Here is a 20,607-nt window from a genome sequence, read left to right on the forward strand (position 1 = left end):
TATGGAATTTAAACTCACATCTGAATTTTCGCCCACTGGTGACCAGCCAACTGCCATAAAGCAGCTGACTGAAGGACTCAATAATGGAGAGCCCTGGCAAACATTATTAGGTGTGACAGGCTCTGGTAAAACATTCACCATAGCGAATACCATTGCTCAAGTAAAAAAGCCTACATTAATTCTGAGCCACAATAAGACTTTGGCAGCGCAGCTTTATGGTGAGTTCAAAAATTTCTTTCCTGAAAATGCCGTAGAGTATTTTATATCCTATTACGATTACTATCAGCCTGAAGCTTACATCCCAAATTCCAATGTATATATAGAGAAGGATTTATCTATTAATGAAGAAATAGAGAAACTACGGTTAGCAGCTACTTCTGCTTTGCTTTCCGGTCGTCGAGATGTAATTGTCGTTGCTTCAGTTTCCTGTATTTACGGAATTGGTAATCCAGAGGAATTTGGTAAAAATATTATTCGCTTGCAGCAAGGGGATATGATCTCTCGCTCGAAGCTACTATTTGCACTTGTGGATATTCTCTACAGTCGTACTGAGGCTGAGTTCAAAAGAGGCAATTTTAGAGTTAAAGGAGATACACTAGATATTTATCCAGCCTATGCTGATTTCGCTTTTCGGATATATTTTTTTGGAGATGAAATTGAGGCAATTCAGCGCATAGACCCTGAAACTGGTAAGAAACAATCTGATGAAAGCATAATTTCAATTTACCCTGCAAACCTGTTTGTGACAAGTAAGGACGTAGTACAAACTGCGATTAAAGAAATACAAGATGATCTTGTATTGCGTCTACATCAATTTGAAGATGAGCGTAGATTCCTAGAAGCCAAAAGATTGAAAGAGCGAACAGAATTTGATTTGGAGATGATTCGAGAGTTGGGTTATTGTTCGGGTGTGGAAAACTATAGTCGATATTTCGATCGACGAGAAGCTGGAGCGAGGCCATTCTGTTTGATAGATTATTTTCCAGAAGATTTTTTGATGGTAATAGATGAGAGCCACGTGACCATTCCGCAAGTGCGTGCTATGTGGGGAGGTGATAGAAGTCGAAAAGTTAACTTGGTAGATTATGGATTCCGTTTGCCATCTGCAATGGATAATAGGCCATTGACCTTTACTGAATTTGAGGGCTTGATTGGGCAGACAATCTTTGTAAGTGCAACACCTGCAGATTACGAATTGAGAAAATCGGAAGGAATTGTAATTGAGCAATTAATTAGACCAACTGGGTTGCTGGATCCAGAGATTGATGTAAGACCAAGTTTGAATCAAATTGATGATTTGCTTGAAGAAATCAATCTTCGCGTAGAGCGGGAGGAAAGGGTGCTGATAACCACGCTCACCAAACGAATGGCTGAAGAACTAACTAAGTTTCTTGAGAGAGCTGGAGTTAGAACTCGTTACATCCACTCAGAAGTTGATACGCTGGATCGTATTGAAATATTGCGTGACTTGCGATTAGGGATTTTTGATGTATTAGTAGGAGTCAATTTATTACGTGAAGGACTCGATTTGCCAGAGGTTTCTTTGGTAGCCATTATGGATGCAGATAAGGAGGGGTTTTTAAGAAGCCACCGTTCTCTAGTGCAGACTATTGGACGAGCAGCCAGAAACCAAAATGGAAAGGTGATAATGTATGCAGATAAGATAACTGAAAGCATGCGTGTTGCCATTGATGAAACCAATAGACGTAGAGATACGCAAATGGCTTATAATAAAGAGCATGGCATTACGCCACTTACGATTACTAGATCCAAAGAGGCAATAATGGGTCAAACCAAAGTAGCTGATTCTAAGAAAGGTTCGAACAAGAAATACTATGTAGAGCCTGAAGAAGCCAATGTGGCAGCTGATCCCGTAGTTGCCTATCTGGATAAGGATAAACTCGGCAAGCTGATAGATCAAACAAAGAGGAAAATGGAGAAAGCCGCTAAGGATCTTGATTTTATGGAAGCTGCAAAATTGCGAGATGAAATGGTAGAATTAGAGACTCTATATAAGAGTAAATAAACTTATTAGACCTCTCACTTTTTTTCCAGTTATTGTATGATTTGTGAGTCTACAGTAAATAATCACCCGCTTACCTTAAAAATACCCTTGTATTTATTTATAGTTTATTAATATTGCATAAGTAACAAAAAAGCGGTATTGATCAACAATAGTTTTTTGCCGCAATTTGTCTTGATTTTTTGATGAGCTAGTACCAATAAATAGCATTACTTTGGAGTTTGAGTTGCTTCGATTTATTTTATACTTTGTTGGATCAATCACTACATTCACAAGTGTTATATTGATTTTTAAAGGTTCGGTATGGCCATTAAATAACCGTTTAATGGGTTTTATTTTTCTGATTTCAAATACATATATAATTGTTACATTCCTGATAGTCACAGGTAATATTATTCAAATTCCACATCTTTTTCGTGCTTTTGCTCCCACTTATTATTTGATTGGCCCTCTCTTGCTTTTTTATTTCAGAGGGGCCGTTTTTAATAAGGTTATTGTTTGGAATAAAGATTGGCCTCATTTTTTACCAGCTCTCATTCAGTTTATCGATCTGATTCCTTTTTATTTGAAGCCAAGCTTTGAAAAGAGAGAAATACTTGAGAGAATTTTAGTAGATGCTAGGCTCACAGATTTCGAGGGTTCAGGATTTTTGGGAGCAGAGGTTCATAGCATCTTACGGTTAGTGCTATTATTTGCTTATTTAGTCTACTTATTTGTTTGCCTGTTTAAAAGTAGTAGAAGAATTCATCACTTTCAAAATGGTAAATCATTTTTCCAATTGCTATTTTTGATACTAGTAGTCTTTTCATTGGGAACGATTAACTCCTCTATTCATTTAATCAATTCTTTTTCTTCAGATTTATCAACCAGTTTTTCAAGCAGCAGCTTCCCATATTTTGTGTTAATAGTAAGCTCCTTTGTTGTTTACTTATTCCTTCATGGTTTTATCTTTTTTATGCCTGAGACTACTTTTAGCTTGCCTGATCCAAGTAAATTAAAGAAGTATGATATGCTAAAAAAAGACACAGCTGAAGTAACTGAACCCATTGAAACCAAGAAGGAGTTAGAATTATCTGCCAGTATTTTAAGTAAACTTGAGATTGGGATGAGAGTGGAGAAATGGTTCCAAATCAATGGACTTACGGTAGAGGAATGTGCGAAGAAATTGGAATGTGAAAGATACATTTTGTCAAAGATTATCAATGGACATTATAAAATGCGCTTCAACGATTATGTCAATTTTCATAGGGTTGAATTCGTAAAGAATGAGATTAAGAAGGGCTCCACAAAGAAAATAACACTAGAAGGACTTTCAGAAGAGGCAGGTTTTAATTCTCGCACAACGTTCTACAATGCATTCATAAAACACGAGGGATTAAGTCCACAAGAGTACCTCAAACGCTCTTGATTCCTTTGTTCAATATTTGAAAATAATGTTTCATTTCTGAATTAAGTATATTCTTTTTTTTCAAAAACTTAAGTGTAAACTACTCACTTTCAGTCGAATAAAATTTTATTGGTTTCATTTTAGAAACCTGAACACCACAATTAACTAATAACAAGTTGCTGCTACTATATTTATTGTCGTATAGGACTATTTTTTTGTTGTTAACGATAGTAAATATTAATTGTTAAACCATGCAGACTACTTCTACTCAACTAGCCACCAAGAGTTGTAAATTTATTTTTTGTAAAGGGAAGGCAAAAGGAATTTTTTTTAATAAGATTCAATATTCGAAAATAATTGTTTCACTCGTAATATTTCTTTGTCTTCAAGTTCCTTCATTGGCTCAAGAGAATATTAGAATTTTTGTGAGTGCTCCAGGCCAGATGGTAACAGACTTAGGTTTGGCGGTTGGCCTAACTGAGGCAGTTTATACTGAGACCTATGGTGGCTTTGCTCCTTTACCTAATTCAACTTGGGCAATTGGTCCAACTGGTTACTTTAATGCAGATATTGGAAGGTTTGTTCAAAGTGGTACTGCACCAACAATAAGCACCGATTCCCAATATGGCGCTGGACATGGAGATTTTCTTTCAGTTCCAGTAGGAGGTCAAGTGAGTCTTAAATTGAACGAGCCAACACAATATTTTGGTTTTGCATGGGCAGCAGGTGATGGTGAAAACACGATTTTTGTCTATAGACAAGGTGTGCTTTTATTTACTTTTACTACTGATGATGTAGTGAATTTTATACCAAATGCTCCAAATCCAATAGTCTCCTTTTCGAATGGGAATTATTTAACAGAGGATTATTATGGAAAACCGACAGGTCCAACTGAGCCTACTGGAGGTCAAAATGCAGCAGAACCTTATGCCTATTTGCATATAGTTGCTACAGAAGGCTTGGCTTATGATAGTTTAGTTATCTCTCAATTTTCTGGAGGTAGTTTCGAAACAGACAATCATTCAGCTTATTTTGGCGTAATTCCAAATGATACTGATTTGCCTGGTACATGGGTAACAGTTGCTACTAGAACGCCACCTCAGGCTTTTAATGATTTGGTGTATGGTAACTTCAGACAGCCAATAGTAATTAATGCGCTAGGTAACGATACTCCTGGTGAAAGTCCAATAGATGCTGGGACTGTACAAATATTGGGAACTGCTGCTGCAGGAGACCCATTAGTTGTACCAAACGAGGGTACATGGAGTATAAATGGAACTACAGGGGCAATTACATTTACTCCTGATCCCACTTTAGTTGGAAGTCCTACACCAATAGGTTATCGTGTAAGTGGTTCAGGAGTTCCACCTTTAACATCTAATGCTGCTACAGTTACTGTAATATATCAAGAAACCTTTCCTGATTTTGGCACGGTCAATACGAATACAACATTAAATGGAAATGTTAATACAAATGACCTTGTAGTTGCTGGTACAGAGTATGATGGAGAAGTTTTAACAAGTGGCCCAGTTGGGGGAGATGGAGCGCTAACACTTAATCTAGATGGAACATACTCATTTAGTGCGAGCGTGCCTGGAGTTTACATATACACTTATGATGTATGTGCTCCTGGAGCAACTCCTCCGTGTCCAACAGAAACATTACAGATTACTGTAATAGATCCAAATAGCTCGACTAATCCACCAATAGCAAATCCAGATGTAGCCAATACTTTAGAAAATATTGCAGTTATAATCGATGTATTAGAGAATGATGAGCCAGGCAATGCGGGTGGAGCTTTAGACCCTTCTTCTGTATCTGTAACAGGTGGTCCAGCAAATGGATCTACTTCAGTTAATGCTACTACTGGCGAAATCACATATACACCTGATGCTGCCTTTACTGGTGTAGATACCTTTACTTATGAGGTTGATGATACAGATAATAATGGCCCAACCACTACCACAGTCGAGGTAAGGGTATTTCCAACTGGAACAATAAATACAGTAATAGGAACAGACGATTACAACACTACTTATTCTCGTGAAAACGCAACGGGAAATGTGTTGACTAATGACTCTCAGTTAGATAATACCGACCCTTTAGAAGCAACTCCTCAAACAACAACAAATACAGGAGGACGATTAGTATTATTAGCCGATGGTAGTTATACATTTACTCCTACTCTCAACTTTGTAGGGACTGCAAGCTTTGATTATCAAGTTGTTGGTACTGATGGCGCATCTGCAATCGCAACAATATTTATTACTGTAAATCAAGGTTTAGATACGGAACCTGATGTGGAAACTACATTGATTGGTTCAACTGTATCTGGCAATGTGAGTACAAATGATGTAGTGCCTAGCGGTACAACATATTCCTATTCATCTGCTGGAGGTGGAAACCCAGCTGCTGATGTGCCAACTATAAACCCTGATGGTAGTTACACATTTAATCCAACGGCGGCTGGAGTGTATGTATTTAATATTCAAGTTTGTGCACCTACTAATCCAAATCCACCATGTAAGGATGAAACATTAACAATTACAGTTAGTGACCCTTCGTCAACAACAAATCCACCAATTGCAAATAATGATTTAGCAAATACGCTTGCTGATGCAAATCCGGCGAATCCAGGTGTTCCTGTTACGATCAATGTAATTGCAAATGACCAAGCTGGTAATGCGGGAGGTGTATTAGATGCTGCGTCTACCGCTGTTGTTTCAGGCCCATCAAATGGTAGCCTAGTAAACAATGGAGATGGCACTATTACGTATACTCCAGATGCAGGTTTTTCAGGCGTTGACACCTTTACTTACTCAGTAGACGATACAGATAATAATGGCCCATCTACAGCAACTGTTACCATTAATGTATATCCTGCTGGAACAGGTAATATTGTAACAGCTGCGGATGATTATAAAACTACTTATCCAAGTACATCAACTACTGGTAACGTATTAACCAATGACTCCCAATTGGATAGTACAAATCCATTGGCAGCAACGACTCAGAGTGTTACTAACGGTACTGGAACATTGACTTTATTAGCTGATGGTAGTTATACCTTTACGCCTGCATTCGGCTTTTTAGGGACCAGTAATTTCCCATATGAAGTTACTGGTACAGATGGAGCTACTGCAAATGCAACCTTACACATTACTGTAAATGCTGGAATTACAGCAACACCAGATGTCGCTGTTGGTTTTGTAGATCAAACAATTAATGGCGATGTGAGTACCAATGATGTAGTACCAGTAGGCTCCACTTATTCGGGTGAAACAGCAGATGGAGGTAATCCGGGAGGAGCAACAGTTAGCTTTACTTTAAATCCAGATGGCACGTTTGATTTTGAGACGGATACACCGGGTGTGTATGTCTATACTTTTGATGTTTGTTCTCCAACAGATCCTACTCCTCCGTGTGTGACAGGTTCGTTAACAATCACTGTTACAGACCCTGCTATCACTACCAACCCACCAGTTGCCAATAATGATTTAGCAAATACGCTTGCTGACGCAAATCCGGCGAATCCAGGTGTTCCCGTTGCGATTGATGTATTAGAGAATGATGAACCTGGGAATCCAGGTGGAGCTTTAGACCCATCTTCAGTATCTGTAACAAGTGGTCCAGCAAATGGCTCTACCTCCGTAAATGCTACAACTGGAGAAATCACTTATACTCCAGATGCAGGTTTTTCAGGCGTTGACACCTTTACTTACTCAGTAGACGATACAGATAATAATGGACCATCTACAGCAACTGTTACTATTAATGTATATCCTGCTGGAACGGGAAATATTGTAACAGCGGCAGATGATTACGCAATAACATACCCAAGTGCGAACGCAACAGGAAATGTATTGACAAATGACTCCCAATTAGATGGTACAGACCCGTTGGAAGCAACACCTCAGAGTGTTACTAATGGTACTGGAACGTTGACTTTATTAGCTGATGGAAGCTATACCTTTACACCAGCCTTAGGTTTTGTAGGTACAAGTATTTTCCCATATGAAGTTACTGGTACAGATGGAGCTACGGCAAATGCAACTTTGCATATCACTGTAAATGCTGGAATTACAGCAACACCAGATGTCGCTGTTGGTTTTGTAGATCAAACAATTAATGGCGATGTGAGTACCAATGATGTTGTTCCATCAGGCTCAACTTATTCAGGTGAAACCGCGGACCCAGGTAATCCAGTGGGAGCAACGGTTAGCTTTACTTTAAATTCAGATGGCACGTTTGATTTTGAGACGGATATACCAGGCGTATATGTATATACTTATGATATTTGCTCTCCAACAAATCCGACTCCTCCATGTGTGACAGGTTCGTTAACGATCACTGTTACAGATCCTTCTTCCACCACGAATCCGCCAGTTGCTAACAATGATTTTGCAGTGACTTATGCTGATGCAAATCCAGCCAATCCAGGAGTTGCAGTACCGATAGATGTTGTAGCAAATGATCAAGTAGGTAACACTGGAGGCAGTATAGATGCCACGACTGTTTCAATAGGAACGGCACCTGCAAATGGTAGCACTTCTATTAATGCAACAACGGGTGTAATTACATACACGCCAGATGCTGGTTTCACAGGTGTTGATACCTTTACTTACTCAGTAGACGATACAGATAATAATGGACCATCTACTGCAACTGTTACCATCAATGTTTATCCAGCAGGAACTGGTAATATTGTAATAGCTGCGGACGATTATGCAAGCACGAATGGTATCACTCCAGTGAGTGGAAATGTATTAACCAATGATACCCAGCTTTCAGGAGTAGTACTAACAACTGTTACAAACCCTAATACATATAATAATGCTGGTGAAGGTTCGCTGCTATTGAATGCAAATGGCACCTATACGTTCACCCCGGAAGCTAATTTTGAAGGAAGTACAAGTTTCGTTTATACAGCACAAGGTACAGATGGTGCTACAGCTAGCGCTACATTGCATATTACCGTTTATCCACCACTAACATATACTTGGACTGGTGCAGATGATGATGATTGGTGTAATGTACTTAACTGGGACCTAGGTAGCGTTCCTGTCGCTGGTGCAAATATTCGAATAGAAAATACAGGAACGCCTCCAGTTATCAGCAATAGTTGTAATGTTTGTATCAATAATTTAACAATTGATCTTGGGGCTTCATTAACTATCCCTGCAGGTGAAACGGTATGTGTTACAGGCACTTTAGATAGCCAAGGAACAGTTCTCGATGCAGGTAATATTGCTATGAGAGGAGTTACTGCACAAACAATTATAGGTGACTTCAATATTAGTAATTTGGAGATCGACAATCCAACAGGAGTTACAATTACAGCAGGCCTTGGTAATATGGTAAATATAACTGAAAGCATTAAATTGACTCAAGGGGCACTTACCACCAATGACAATTTACGCTTAATAAGTGACGCAAGTGGTGATGCTTATTTTGCACCAATTTCTGATTTGGAATGTGCGGTGGTTAGTATTATCGGTAATGTTCGAATTCAGAAATTTGTTGCTGGCAATAATAGAGCTTTCCGCTTTATTGCTCATCCATTTAATGGTACATTAAGCCTCCAACAAATTAGAGATTATGTACATATCACAGGTGAAGGCTTAGACTTCAACGATACAGGTAATCCAAGTGCTTTCTGGTACAATACAGCTGCGGGTAACCAAGCAGAAGAGGATGAAGATACTGGTTGGGTTGCAGTAAGTCCGGCTAATATAGGAGACTGGTTCAAAGGGCGTGCGGTAAGAATGCTATTCAGAGGACCACGTAGTCAAGGTGGCGTGGTTGGAGATGATGATTACGTTCCTCAAGATGTTACTTATGAACTTATTGGCGAGGTCAATCTATGTGAGCAAATATTGGTGGGCTTAGTAAGATCAGGTAATCCAGGTGATGGAGTTGCAGGGAGTAGTGCATTCAACTTTATAGGTAATCCTTATCCTGCAGCGATAGATTTGAAAACCATTCCGGGAGGAGATAGAACAAACATAGGCCCTAACTATTATGTATGGCAACCACGCACAGGAGTTCAAGGTGACGACACAGTCTATGGACCTGGCGGTGGTCGTGGAGGTAATTATGTAGCTGAGCCATTTGATGGAGGTACACCAGTGCTAGGTCAACTTGCTACAGGTACTGGTTTCTTTGTGGTTGCAAATATTGATAATGCATCACTAACATTCACAGAAGCAAATAAATTAGCTCAAAAGCAATTGGATCCAGGCGCGGCAGTCACCTTTAGAGAAGATGGAGATATAGCAAGTCGCTATGGCGTTAACACTATGCAATTGGCCATAGATATTGATGGACAAGAGGTCGACCGTGTGCTCGTTTACTTTGATGATGAGACTGATGCTAAGGTAGATATTATGGATGCAACGAAGTTTGAAAATCCATCTGTAAACTTCTTTACAGTATCAGCAGATGACTATGCAATGGCAATTGATCGCCGACCTTGGGTTGACGAAGAAGAATATCGTATTCCATTACATATACTTAGTCCTGCTGTTAAATTTACGCTTACAGTTCCAGATTTCGATATGGAATCAGGTCGTACATTACAACTCTACGATCGCCATCTGGATGAGCTGATTACACTTGAGAAGGGAGCAACTTATGAGTTTGAGGTTACCGATGAACAAGCTTCCAAAGGTCACCGATTTGATATTGTGATGGGAATAGAAGTGATCACAAGCATAAATCCAACAGCAGATCGTTTCCAAGCTTTCTTATTGCCAAACCCAGCTCAACAGCAAGTGATGGTAAGTATTCAGCGTCCGGATGAGATTGCTGATACACATGTGCGCTTAGTAGATATAAGAGGTGTAATGCTTTATGAAACAACCATAAAAGCAACAGATGATGCGCAGATAAGCTATGAAGTAGGAAGCTTAGCCAAAGGAGTTTATTTGGTGGAAATAACCCATGGCAAGCAACGAATTGTAAAACGATTAATGGTCAACTAAACCGAAGAAATGGCGGGAGGATAAATTACCCTCCCGCTGATTTTCAATTCACCATTCAAAAGAAAATTTAAAATGAAAAAGATCATCTTCACTATACTAATTAATTTTGTTGCAATTTGCACCTACGCCCAAACCTTTGGTGGGCCTCCTAGCTTCACTCCAGATGTATTGGATAATCCAATCGATGGTGGATTAGGCATATTACTAGGTGCTGGTGCTGCCTATGGAGCCAAAAAGCTTCGTGACAAGCGCAACAGAAATAATCAAGATCATAATAAGGAGGATTAAAATAATGCTGGCAAAACTATTTGGTAGAAATAATAGCTTGGCCACAAAAGGAGCGAAGCTTTGGAAGCAATTTGAAAAGAAAGGTAAAGAAGCTGAAAGCAAAAATGAATTGACTGAAGCAAAGCAATTTTATACAAATGCATTGGAGGAGATTCAAAAGCTCCAAGAAGTTGATAATCGCCGCTCTCGTTACTTTTCTTTCAAGATTTCGCAGATCCGATTTGCTCTAGAGAGAGTGGAGTCGCAACTGCAATCCTAGGTTTTATCATACCCATGTTTAGAGCTGGAATAGCATTCCTAATTGATTAAGTTTTTCAGGAATTTTTACTCCTTATTTTTTACCTATATTGTTTCCAAATTTTATGGAAACACAGCAATTAAAACATTCTTATTCAAGAGCTGTATATTCAGGTCTGGTTACTTTCTTTCTGCTATTTTTTATAGCACAGTTTTTAAATTATAAAATATATCAGAAGTCAGAGGAAGAAGAGTATCAGCGGACTGTAAATGAATCCATATCTATTACTAGCAGGCTGCAATCTTCCCTCAATTATAGTCTTTCTGCTACAAAATCTCTGGCTTTCTTAATCCAAGAAAACGGAGCCCCAGATAATTTTGAATTTATCGCTGAAGGCTTATTGCAGGCCAACCAATATATAGATGCTATCCAATTAGTGCAAGGTGGAGTAATCACCAATGTTTTTCCAATTGAAGGAAACGAATCTGTCATTGGCTATGATATTTTGGCTGATACTCTCGTAAATAGAGAAGCATTTGAAGCTATTGAGAAAAGAGAGCTTTACTTTGCTGGCCCGATTAATCTCCGTCAAGGTGGAGTTGCTGTAATTGGTCGATTGCCAATATTTATTGATGATGATTTCTTTGGTTTCTCAGCAGTGATAATAAAAATCCCGACGCTGCTCGAAGCTGCTGGTATAAACCTGAATAGCAGTAGTTATGATTACATGTTGTCAAAAATAAATCGTAATACTGAAGTTGAAGAGTTTTTTATTTCAACTAGCGATTTTGAGATTGATGCTGATGTAGTAAAATCTAATATTTTAGTTGGTGAATGGACACTGTATGTGAAGCCAAAATTGCCCAATACCATTTTCAATAGCCTACCTTTTGCCATTCTAGGATTCCTATTTTCATTAATTGGAGCTGTTTTTATTTGGTATGTATCAAAGCAGCCTATTGAATTGAAGCACCTAGTTGAGGAGAAATCAAACCAAATTTTACAACAAGAGCGAAAATATAGGGCTTTATTAGAGAATGGAACTGATGGTATAGTAGTGCTAAATGCCGAAGGGAACCCAGTTTACGTCACGCCATCTGTGGAGCATATACTTGGCTATTCTAAAGAAGAAGCTTTCAATTTGAATTTATTTGAATTAATGCATCCAGATGACGTTGAAAAAATTCAAGGGATTATGGTGAAGGTTTTGGAGAGCCCAGGAATTCCTATAAAGGGTTTTCCAGGTCGCACAAAACATAAAAATGGCACGTGGAGATACTTAGATGCCACTATTACCAATATGATCCATGATCCAAGTATTGGTGGAATCGTAGATAATTTCAGGGATGTAACCGACAGAGTGCAAGCTGAAAATGCAAAGGAGTACGAGCGGCAAAATAAAGAAGCATTAATTAATAGTACTCAAGATCTAATTTGGAGTGTTGCCACAGATTTCAGGCTTATTACTGCAAATGAAGCGTTTTTACAGAACCTTAAAGATTATACTGGAAATGAGCTAAAACCAGGTGATGACCTAATAATGGCCGGTAAATATCCAATTGACTTTTTGGAATTTTGGAGCAAACTATACAAGCGTGCACTAGATGGCGAGTCTTTTCAACAAGTAGTTTATATACCACCAATAGATGGTGCTACAGAAAGCTGGGCGGATATCAGCTTTAGTCCCATTATCATTGACTCTAAAATTGAAGGAATAGCCTGCTACAGTAGGGACATTACCGAAGTGAAGTTGTCCGAAATTGCATTACAAAAAGCCTTCAAAGAGAAGAATGAAATATTAGAAAGTATAGGTGATGGCTTTTATGCAGTAGATAAAACCTGGAAAGTAACTTATTGGAATTATCATGCGGAAAACTTACTACAAAGGAAGCGGGAGGAGATGATTGGAGCCAATTTGTGGGATAAATTCCCTGAGACAGTGAAGCTTTCATTTTATCAACATTATCAAGCAGCATTATCCACTGGCTTGGTTTCCCATTTCGAAGAATATTTCCCACCATTATCTGCTTGGTTCGAAGTTAGTGCGTATCCATCATCCAATGGTTTAGCAGTGTATTTCAAAGATGTTACCGAAAGGAAGCAAACAGAGAAGCAACTTCAAGAGCTTAATGAAGACCTAATTCGTCAAGCAAAAGAGCTGGAAATTTCCAATAAAGAATTAGAGCAATTTGCCTACGTTGCATCTCACGATTTACAAGAACCTCTTAGGATGATCACTGGGTTTCTGACACTGATTGAGAAAAAGTATAATGAAATATTGGATGAGCGGGGTAAAAAATATATCTACTTTGCAATTGATGGTGCCAAAAGGATGCGGCAAATCATTCTCGATTTACTAGAATTTTCTCGACTCAGCAATTCGGATGAAGAAATTGAGCTCGTGGACCTCCAAGATATTATGAATGAAGTTTTGGTGTTAAACAGAAAAACAATTTCTGAAAATAGGGCTAGAATAAAATTCGAGAATTTACCAAAGTTAAGAGCTGTGAGGGTCTCGATGCTTCAGTTGTTTCAAAACTTGGTGAATAATGGATTGAAGTATAAGCGGGAGGGTGTTCAGCCAACAGTCTCAATTAATGCTAAGGAAATTGGCGATTTTTGGCAATTCTCAGTAAACGATAATGGTATCGGAATCGACAAGAATTATTTCGATAGAATTTTCGTGATCTTTCAGCGCCTCAATAGAAAAGAAGAGTATTCAGGAACAGGAATGGGATTGGCAATTTGCAAAAAGGTAATTGAAGGAATGGGCGGTAGAATTTGGGTAGAATCAGAAAAAGGAATTGGTTCTACTTTTTATTTCACCTTGCCAAAAACTACCTAGTCAAACAAAGTTCTTCGAAATAGCTTATATTAGAGTCAATTTCAAATCCAATGAAACATATCCATATCTTATTGGTAGAAGACAACGAAGGGGACATCTTGCTTACTACCGAAGCCCTTGAAGAAGGAAAAATCATCAATGATGTAAGTGTAGCGCGTGATGGAGAGGAAGCCATCGATTTTTTAAATAAAAGAGGGGTATTTTCGGATGCCAGTACACCCGATTTGATTTTGTTGGATGTGAACCTGCCAAAAATGAATGGACATGAAGTACTTGAGTATATTAAGTCTACTGAGCATTTAAAGCATATCCCAGTAATTATTTTGACTACATCTTCTTCGCACAAAGATATTCTACATGCCTATAAGAATTTTGCAAATGCATATATCACCAAGCCTGTAGATGTTGATGACTTTATTAAAGTACTCACAACTGTTGAGGATTTTTGGATTGGGATAGTGCAACTACCCAGTAATTGAAAATCGAACATTTGCCTATTTGTAGAGAGTCAATTTTCTAGACCTTTTAAAATAGCTATATTTACCCATTCAATAGCTACTATGAAAATCGCAACCATTTTTGGCGACTACAAAGAAAAATGGAATAGTATTCCATCACCAGTAAGAGGTTTTCTTATAAAAGGACTCATTATCTTTCTCGCTTGGAAGTTGGTTTACTCCCTTTTTTTATTGCCAGATAGAGTAATTGACGAACCATTAACTCAACTTGTAGGGAAGCACACTGTTATTCAATTAAATAGAATGGCTGATGGTGATCCATTTCATGCAGTTGAAAAAACACATTACATTGTGCAGGAAGGAGTAGAAAGCTACCCTGTACAGACTGTGCTTTATTTTAATGACATCCCCCTTAGCGGTATAGGTGATCCATGTAATGGTCTTGAAGTTTTTGTGCTTTACTTGGGTTTTATCATTGCATTTCCTTCTAGCTGGCTAAGAAAAGCCTTCTTCATTCCAGCAGGCATTGTGATAATTTATGTAGCAAATATTGCTCGCTTTGTTGGCCTCATTTGGCTGCAATGGTACAAGCCGGGTATGCTAGAATTTGCGCATGACTACCTATACAAAGGCGTAATTTATTTGATGATTTTTCTTATTTGGGTAGTATTTACCCGTAACCTCAAACTTGACGAACCCGAAAATTATGCAGCCGTATAAGCGATTTATTTTTGGGCTAATTGGGATTGTAATCGTCTATTCTATTTACTACCTCTTTTTCGAAGGCTATTATCACTGGAATATTCCTCGCAAGCTCAAGCATGTTGGTAGAGTTGTTTCAATAATAGGTGTTTATGGAATTGGAACCCTGTCTCTAAAAAATGGTGCCGACAAATGGATGATGACTCTATGGCACCTTATCCATACTGCTCTAATTGTTGTATTGGTTTTTATTGGCTTGTATGATTGGACTATCGAAATGGTGAGCTATCCTACCAAAAAATTTGCTCAATCTCTACATGAGTTTTTGATCTCACCCGTACTATTTGTCGGAATGTGGATTCTCAGAAGCAAGCTAGTAACGAATAAACCCAGTCAGGAGGAATTATAGCAAATCCTTCCACCCACGTTTTTCCATTGCCTCAGCACTTTTTACTACCTTATCTTTTAGGCTCTCCTTAAAGATCAATAGATTCTGAGCTATACTTTTATCAAAAGCACCGATAATTTGGGCAGCCAAAATTCCAGCATTTCTTGCACCATCCAAAGCTACAGTCGCCACAGGAACTCCACCGGGCATTTGCAGAATTGATAATACAGAATCCCAACCATCTATAGAGTTAGAACTTTTTACTGGGACACCAATTACAGGAAGCGTAGTTAATGAAGCAACCATTCCTGGTAAATGCGCAGCTCCTCCCGCCCCAGCAATAATTACCTTTACGCCACGTGAAGCAGCTTTTTGGGCAAATTCTACCATTCTTATCGGAGTTCGATGTGCCGACACAATGGTAACTTCGTGACTAACTCCTAATTCTTCCAAGACTCTAGCCGCTTCCGACATCACTCTCAAGTCAGATTGGCTTCCCATTATTATACTTACACTTATTTCACTCATGCGATTACTTTTATGGTCTCTTTTATCTTTCTAGCTTTCGCTTTCAATTTAGTCAAATCTGAATCAATCACGGTGACATGGCCCATCTTGCGGAAGGGTTTAGTGAGTTTTTTCCCATACAAATGCACATATACGCCCGATTCTGACAAAGCTTCCTTAAGCCCAGCATAAACAGCATCACCCGTGTAGCCATCCTCTCCCAACAAATTGATCATAGCTGCGGGACTGCGTTGAGTTGTATCACCTGGAGCTAAATTTAGAATGGAGCGTAAATGATGAGCGAATTGAGAAGTCATATTTCCTTCAATGGTATGATGTCCACTATTGTGAGGTCTAGGCGCAACTTCATTTACCAAAATATCACCCTCCTTGGTCAAGAATAACTCAACGGCAAGCAAACCAACCATATTTAGTTTTTGAATGACTGTTTTGGCAATTTCCTGTGCTTTGTTGGCGATATCTTCGCTGATGTCAGCTGGTGCAAATAGAAACTCAACCAAATTTGCTTCTGGATGAAACTCGCAATCTACCACTGGGAAGGTAGCCATTTCTCCTTTTTCGTTGCGCGATACAATCACAGCTAACTCCTTTTCGAAAGGAATAAATTTCTCCAGCAAACCCTTTGCATCGAATGCTTTAGGTAAATCCTCTTCACTGCGCAAAATTTGAACGCCTCTGCCATCGTATCCACCTCTACCCATTTTATTTACAGCAGGTAAAAAATGCTTATTGGCGATTACTTCTTCCATATTATCTGTTAGGATAAATTCTGAAGTAGGAATGCCATTTTCTTTATAAAATTGTTTTTGAAGCCTTTTGTCTTGAATCAACTCAATCACTTCTGGTTGAGGAAAAACCTTTTTTCCTTGAGCTCTCAATGCTTTAAGAGCTTCTGTATTTACAGTTTCTATTTCGATGGTAATTACATCACAAGCCTGTCCAAATGCTAAAACAGTGTCATAATTTAGTAAAGAACCTTGCTGAAAGCGGGAGGATATTTCTTTGCAAGGCGCATTTGCATCTGGATCTAAGATGTGCACATCCACATTTAAATTAATAGCTTCTTGAATAAACATTCGGCCTAATTGACCTCCCCCTAAAATGCCAATTACTGTAATTGTATTATTCATTGTGATTTAAATATTGTTTTCTATATCTTTAGAATATCCCATCAACTTTAAAGATGCAAAACAAATTAAGATTTTTGCCAATAGGAATTTTATGCGGCATTTTATTTAGCTCCTGTGATGCTCAGAGTGAATATGAAAATCCAACAGTATCTTTTGAAATCGTTGGCGAAAAGAAATTTCCGCTAGACTCCATTACCAAACCCGATGGAAGTTTGCAATACATAAAGTTTGATTCGAGCCATAAATTGGCCTATTCAAATCAAGCCTTTAACAGAATTTATTTATACGATTTTCAATCTACTGATCTGGAAAATGTAATTGAATTCGATAAAGAGGGACCAAATGGTACTTCATTTATTCCGCTTTTCTCATTTCTAAATAAGGATAGTCTCCTAATATCTATTGCCAACGCAAGAGAGCTATCTCTTTTTACTACAGATGCAAAACTGCTTTGGAAACAGAGATTTCCACAAGAAACTTTGCAAGACCCATTTCCTTCGGTTCCACGAAATATAGTTCGAGATGTGGTAAGAAAGAATGGCAATTTTGTGCTCTCAGTTCCTATGGGAAGTAATACTGATAAAGGAATTGTAATGGAAATAGGCAAGAATGATGGCAACCCAGTAGACACCCTAATGGATTGGTCAGAGGATATTCCATACAATACGAACTTTGTGTATCCATTACGTAGCTTTTGGGAAACTCAGTTATTAGACGGTTCAATTGCTTATAGTTTTGCTACAAGTCATCATCTGGTGATTACCGATGACTTTAAAAGCTACCGAAAGGCAGAAGCACGAGGAAATGAGATTGGTGAAATAATTTTATCTGATTTGCCAGATACAAATGAGAATATGGCCAAAATATCAGAGCATTTTGCTCAACTGAGCACCTATGGCCCGCTGATTACAGACCCATATCGTAAGCTATATTATAGAATTGCTTATCAAGCTGTCCACGATCCAGATAGGCTTGCCGAAAACCCAAGACAACGAATTACTAGACAATGGATTTTGGTCTTCGATGAAGAATTTAAAAAGCTTGGTGAAATAGATTTGGGAATTAATCTTAATCAACCAATAAGCTATGTTGGTACGATGGCATTTGCTACAAATGAAGGTCTCGTTATCCGCAAGGCGGGAGATGTTTCAGATGATTTCCTCCATTTTGATATTATGAATATTAAGGTTAATTAGGTTGAATTTTGATTCCCATTAGCTCCATTAATTTGCTTGCATTAAAGCTATTGCAAGTGCCGTTGCGTAATTTATAGTCGAAGTGAAGTTTATCTTCTACAATATCGCAATGGAAGCTATAGTTTGTAAGCCGAGGAATTTGTCCTTCCAAGGCTGTCAATTCCAAATCGTGCGTTGAAATCAGACCCATTGCATTTGAATTGTTCAATTGGTAGGAGAGGCTTTTTGCACCCAAATGGCGATCTGCGGAATTTGTACCTTTCAATATTTCGTCGAGTAAATAAAAAGTTGGTATTCCTCCCGCTTCTGTTTGATCCAATAATTGGCGAATTCGCTTCAATTCTGCATAAAAGGAAGATGTACTTTCCTCTAAAGCATCTTCCGTTCTCATACAGGTGAAAATTCTAAGCATAGATAATTCCATACTTTTTGCACATACTGGAGCTCCTACATATGCAAGCACCATATTGATACCTAGCGTTCGTAAAAAGGTACTTTTTCCAGCCATGTTGGATCCTGTAATCAATCCAATCCCTCCACGGCCTTCCATTGTGAAATCATTTGTAATACTTTCATTTTGAGGGATTAGCGGATGTCCCAATTCTGTACTTTTGATAGTATACTCCTTGTCTGAAAAAGTTGGAAATTTGTAGGCTTCATTTGCAAATGCAAAACCTGCCAATGAATTGATTGCTTCGAAATTGGCTAACGTTTCATTCCAAACGGGAAACTTGTCCTTAGTTTGTTCTTTCCAGCGGCTAATTGCCACCATTAATCGAATATCCGAAAGCAGGAAAATGTTGACAATGCCGTAAATTATATTGGCTCTATTCTGAAGTTTATATAATAGGTTTTCCAACTCCTTTATTTGCTTGGAAGCGCCATTCAATTCTTTCTTCCACTCTTGCAAGCTTTTCGTTTCAAACTCACTGTCTTCTATGTGCTGAATTCCATTTTTGAGAGCTTTCAAGAGTTTAGAGCCCAACTGTGCCAGTTCAGTTGCCTCTTTAGTGGCATTAAATACTTTGCGTAATGCCCACAAATGAACAAGGATAGGCACTGCAAAAATGTAAATGCTAATGATACTGTTCAGATACAGCATTAAGGCTAAAACGGCAATTATTGGCGTAACCCACAGAAATAGAAATAAAAGTGGAGGTTTTTTGAAATCGTTTTTATTGAGCCAAAGGGAAAATTTTTGGAGTGATTCTTCCTCTAAATAGCTGCCAATCAATTTGGCTTGAAACTCTTGTCGCCAGTCAATTTTATCTTTAAGTTCTTTGATGCTTTCCTGTCTACGTAGCAATTCGGTTTTGGCGGGAGGATATTTCAGCCAATCGGCCAGCGTGGCTTGACCATTATTACTTTCGGCTCTATTGAGAAGTTGAAAAAGTGAGTGTTTCCCAAAAATATCTAAATCACTAGCATAAGGATGTTTACTGTCGTTAAAGGAACCCCCATCTTGTTGTTGCTTTAATTCCAGCTTGGCAAGTTTGGCTTCATTCTGATTGATAGTAGATAAGTTTTTGAAAAAGTCTCGGGTAGTTTTGAGACTGTTATGTCTATTGATAAGCAAACCAAATACAAAGAAGAAAGCTACTGAGACTACGGCAACTCCTAGAAACAATTCATATTGAAATAAGATGTAGAGTACCGCTAATGCTACAATAAAAAAACCTAGACGCAACCAAGCAAAATAGCTTACTTTCTTATCCCAAATACTAGCGTCAGAAACAAATTTTGAATGTCGTTGAAGGAAAAATGTGACCAATGAAATATAATTATAGATGATAGAATATTGAGCAGCAAGATACGGCTTTCTCAATGTATCCTTTATAAATTATCAGTCAGAGATTAGTTAGAAAATTGAAAGAAAAAAAATGGGCAAAAAATATAATGCTGTTTTGAGTAAACGAGAAAGTTTAGCCGGTTTTTGTATTGCTTTTATCTTCATTCATCTCTTCAAATGACTCCTTAAGATAAGAATTCTCAGGATTTATATTAAACGGGACTTGTTTGTCTTTCTTATTTTCTAACAAGGTAAGAGCATAATTCACTTCTGAAATCTTGCTTAAGATGTACTTCTTGTAGTACAATTTTGCTTGGCCTTCTGGATCTTGCAATTCCTCAAGAGCATTTTGATAACATTCTCTTGCATACTGAAATTCTTCATTGTTTTGAGCTTCTTCAGCTTTACTAATCCAAGCACTCCAAGGGCCACCTCTCTTGGTTTTCTTTTTTGAAGCAGATAAATCGGTGTTCAAGTAAATTAAGCCTGCAATTGGACTCAGTATTAGAGAGAATAAGAAGGTTGTAGCAAACTTCTTATTTAATTTTGTTCCAGCTTTCGCTAATAAAAAGGCTATAATTAGCCATCCACTTAGGCCAAGTAAAAATATTTCCATTTCGTTCTTATTAGTTTAAAAAATTAGAGCAACTAT

At 38.2% G+C, this 20,607-nt stretch carries 14 protein-coding genes; 10 read left to right on the forward strand and 4 right to left on the reverse strand.

All coding sequences use genetic code 11. The features are described 5' to 3' along the window. Position 1: 1 nt before the first annotated feature. The 9 genes from uvrB to ACOXY8_RS09990 all read left to right on the forward strand — a co-directional run bounded on the left by uvrB (position 2) and on the right by ACOXY8_RS09990 (position 15,333). A complete protein-coding gene (gene uvrB, locus ACOXY8_RS09950; RefSeq protein WP_458331435.1) occupies positions 2-2,026 on the forward strand; it encodes an excinuclease ABC subunit UvrB in 2,025 nt (674 codons plus the stop codon). A gap of 322 nt (positions 2,027-2,348) precedes the next feature. Then, positions 2,349-3,431, forward strand: a complete 1,083-nt coding sequence (locus tag ACOXY8_RS09955; protein ID WP_458331436.1) for a helix-turn-helix domain-containing protein — start codon at positions 2,349-2,351, stop codon at positions 3,429-3,431. A 377-nt stretch (positions 3,432-3,808) separates the two neighbouring features. Beyond that, complete coding sequence (locus tag ACOXY8_RS09960; protein ID WP_458331437.1) at positions 3,809-10,393, forward strand: Ig-like domain-containing protein; 6,585 nt, start codon at positions 3,809-3,811, stop codon at positions 10,391-10,393. Between the two features lie 72 nt (positions 10,394-10,465). Next, positions 10,466-10,681: a PID-CTERM protein-sorting domain-containing protein gene (locus ACOXY8_RS09965; protein WP_458331438.1), complete on the forward strand. Its 216-nt coding sequence runs from the start codon at positions 10,466-10,468 to the stop codon at positions 10,679-10,681. Between the two features lie 4 nt (positions 10,682-10,685). Next, a complete protein-coding gene (locus ACOXY8_RS09970) occupies positions 10,686-10,940 on the forward strand; it encodes a hypothetical protein (protein WP_458331439.1) in 255 nt (84 codons plus the stop codon). A gap of 103 nt (positions 10,941-11,043) precedes the next feature. Beyond that, positions 11,044-13,764, forward strand: coding sequence for a PAS domain S-box protein (locus ACOXY8_RS09975; protein ID WP_458331440.1), 2,721 nt, complete (start codon positions 11,044-11,046; stop codon positions 13,762-13,764). A gap of 50 nt (positions 13,765-13,814) precedes the next feature. Continuing rightward, positions 13,815-14,243, forward strand: coding sequence for a response regulator (locus ACOXY8_RS09980; RefSeq protein ID WP_458331441.1), 429 nt, complete (start codon positions 13,815-13,817; stop codon positions 14,241-14,243). Between the two features lie 81 nt (positions 14,244-14,324). Further along, positions 14,325-14,942 carry a hypothetical protein gene (locus ACOXY8_RS09985; protein WP_458331442.1) on the forward strand — a complete coding sequence of 206 codons (618 nt, stop codon included), beginning with the start codon at positions 14,325-14,327 and terminating at the stop codon, positions 14,940-14,942. Then, entirely contained in the window at positions 14,929-15,333 is a 405-nt protein-coding gene (locus tag ACOXY8_RS09990; protein ID WP_458331443.1) for a hypothetical protein, read from the forward strand. Before ACOXY8_RS09985 ends, ACOXY8_RS09990 begins: the two co-directional genes overlap by 14 nt. Here the strand turns inward: ACOXY8_RS09990 and purE are convergent. Together purE and ACOXY8_RS10000 are read right to left on the reverse strand one after the other, a co-directional pair. After that, the gene (gene purE, locus ACOXY8_RS09995) at positions 15,328-15,840 is read right to left on the reverse strand and encodes a 5-(carboxyamino)imidazole ribonucleotide mutase (protein ID WP_458331444.1); all 513 of its coding nucleotides are present in this window, start codon (positions 15,838-15,840) and stop codon (positions 15,328-15,330) included. The genes ACOXY8_RS09990 and purE overlap by 6 nt on opposite strands. After that, a complete protein-coding gene (locus ACOXY8_RS10000; RefSeq protein WP_458331445.1) occupies positions 15,837-16,970 on the reverse strand; it encodes a 5-(carboxyamino)imidazole ribonucleotide synthase in 1,134 nt (377 codons plus the stop codon). The genes purE and ACOXY8_RS10000 overlap by 4 nt, the downstream gene beginning before the upstream one ends. Before the next feature lie 53 nt (positions 16,971-17,023). On the opposite strand from ACOXY8_RS10000, the gene ACOXY8_RS10005 reads away from it, so the two are divergent. Further along, a complete protein-coding gene (locus ACOXY8_RS10005) occupies positions 17,024-18,166 on the forward strand; it encodes a DUF4221 family protein (RefSeq protein WP_458331446.1) in 1,143 nt (380 codons plus the stop codon). Here ACOXY8_RS10005 and ACOXY8_RS10010 read toward each other — a convergent pair. Together ACOXY8_RS10010 and ACOXY8_RS10015 are read right to left on the reverse strand one after the other, a co-directional pair. Next, entirely contained in the window at positions 18,159-19,991 is a 1,833-nt protein-coding gene (locus ACOXY8_RS10010) for a MutS-related protein (protein WP_458331447.1), read from the reverse strand. The genes ACOXY8_RS10005 and ACOXY8_RS10010 overlap by 8 nt on opposite strands. A gap of 97 nt (positions 19,992-20,088) precedes the next feature. Beyond that, a complete protein-coding gene (locus ACOXY8_RS10015; RefSeq protein WP_458331448.1) occupies positions 20,089-20,571 on the reverse strand; it encodes a hypothetical protein in 483 nt (160 codons plus the stop codon). Between the last annotated feature and the right edge of the window lie 36 nt (positions 20,572-20,607).

Origin of the sequence: Peijinzhouia sedimentorum, from assembly GCF_049340005.1 — a bacterium.
Classification (GTDB): domain Bacteria; phylum Bacteroidota; class Bacteroidia; order Cytophagales; family Cyclobacteriaceae; genus CAXBDP01.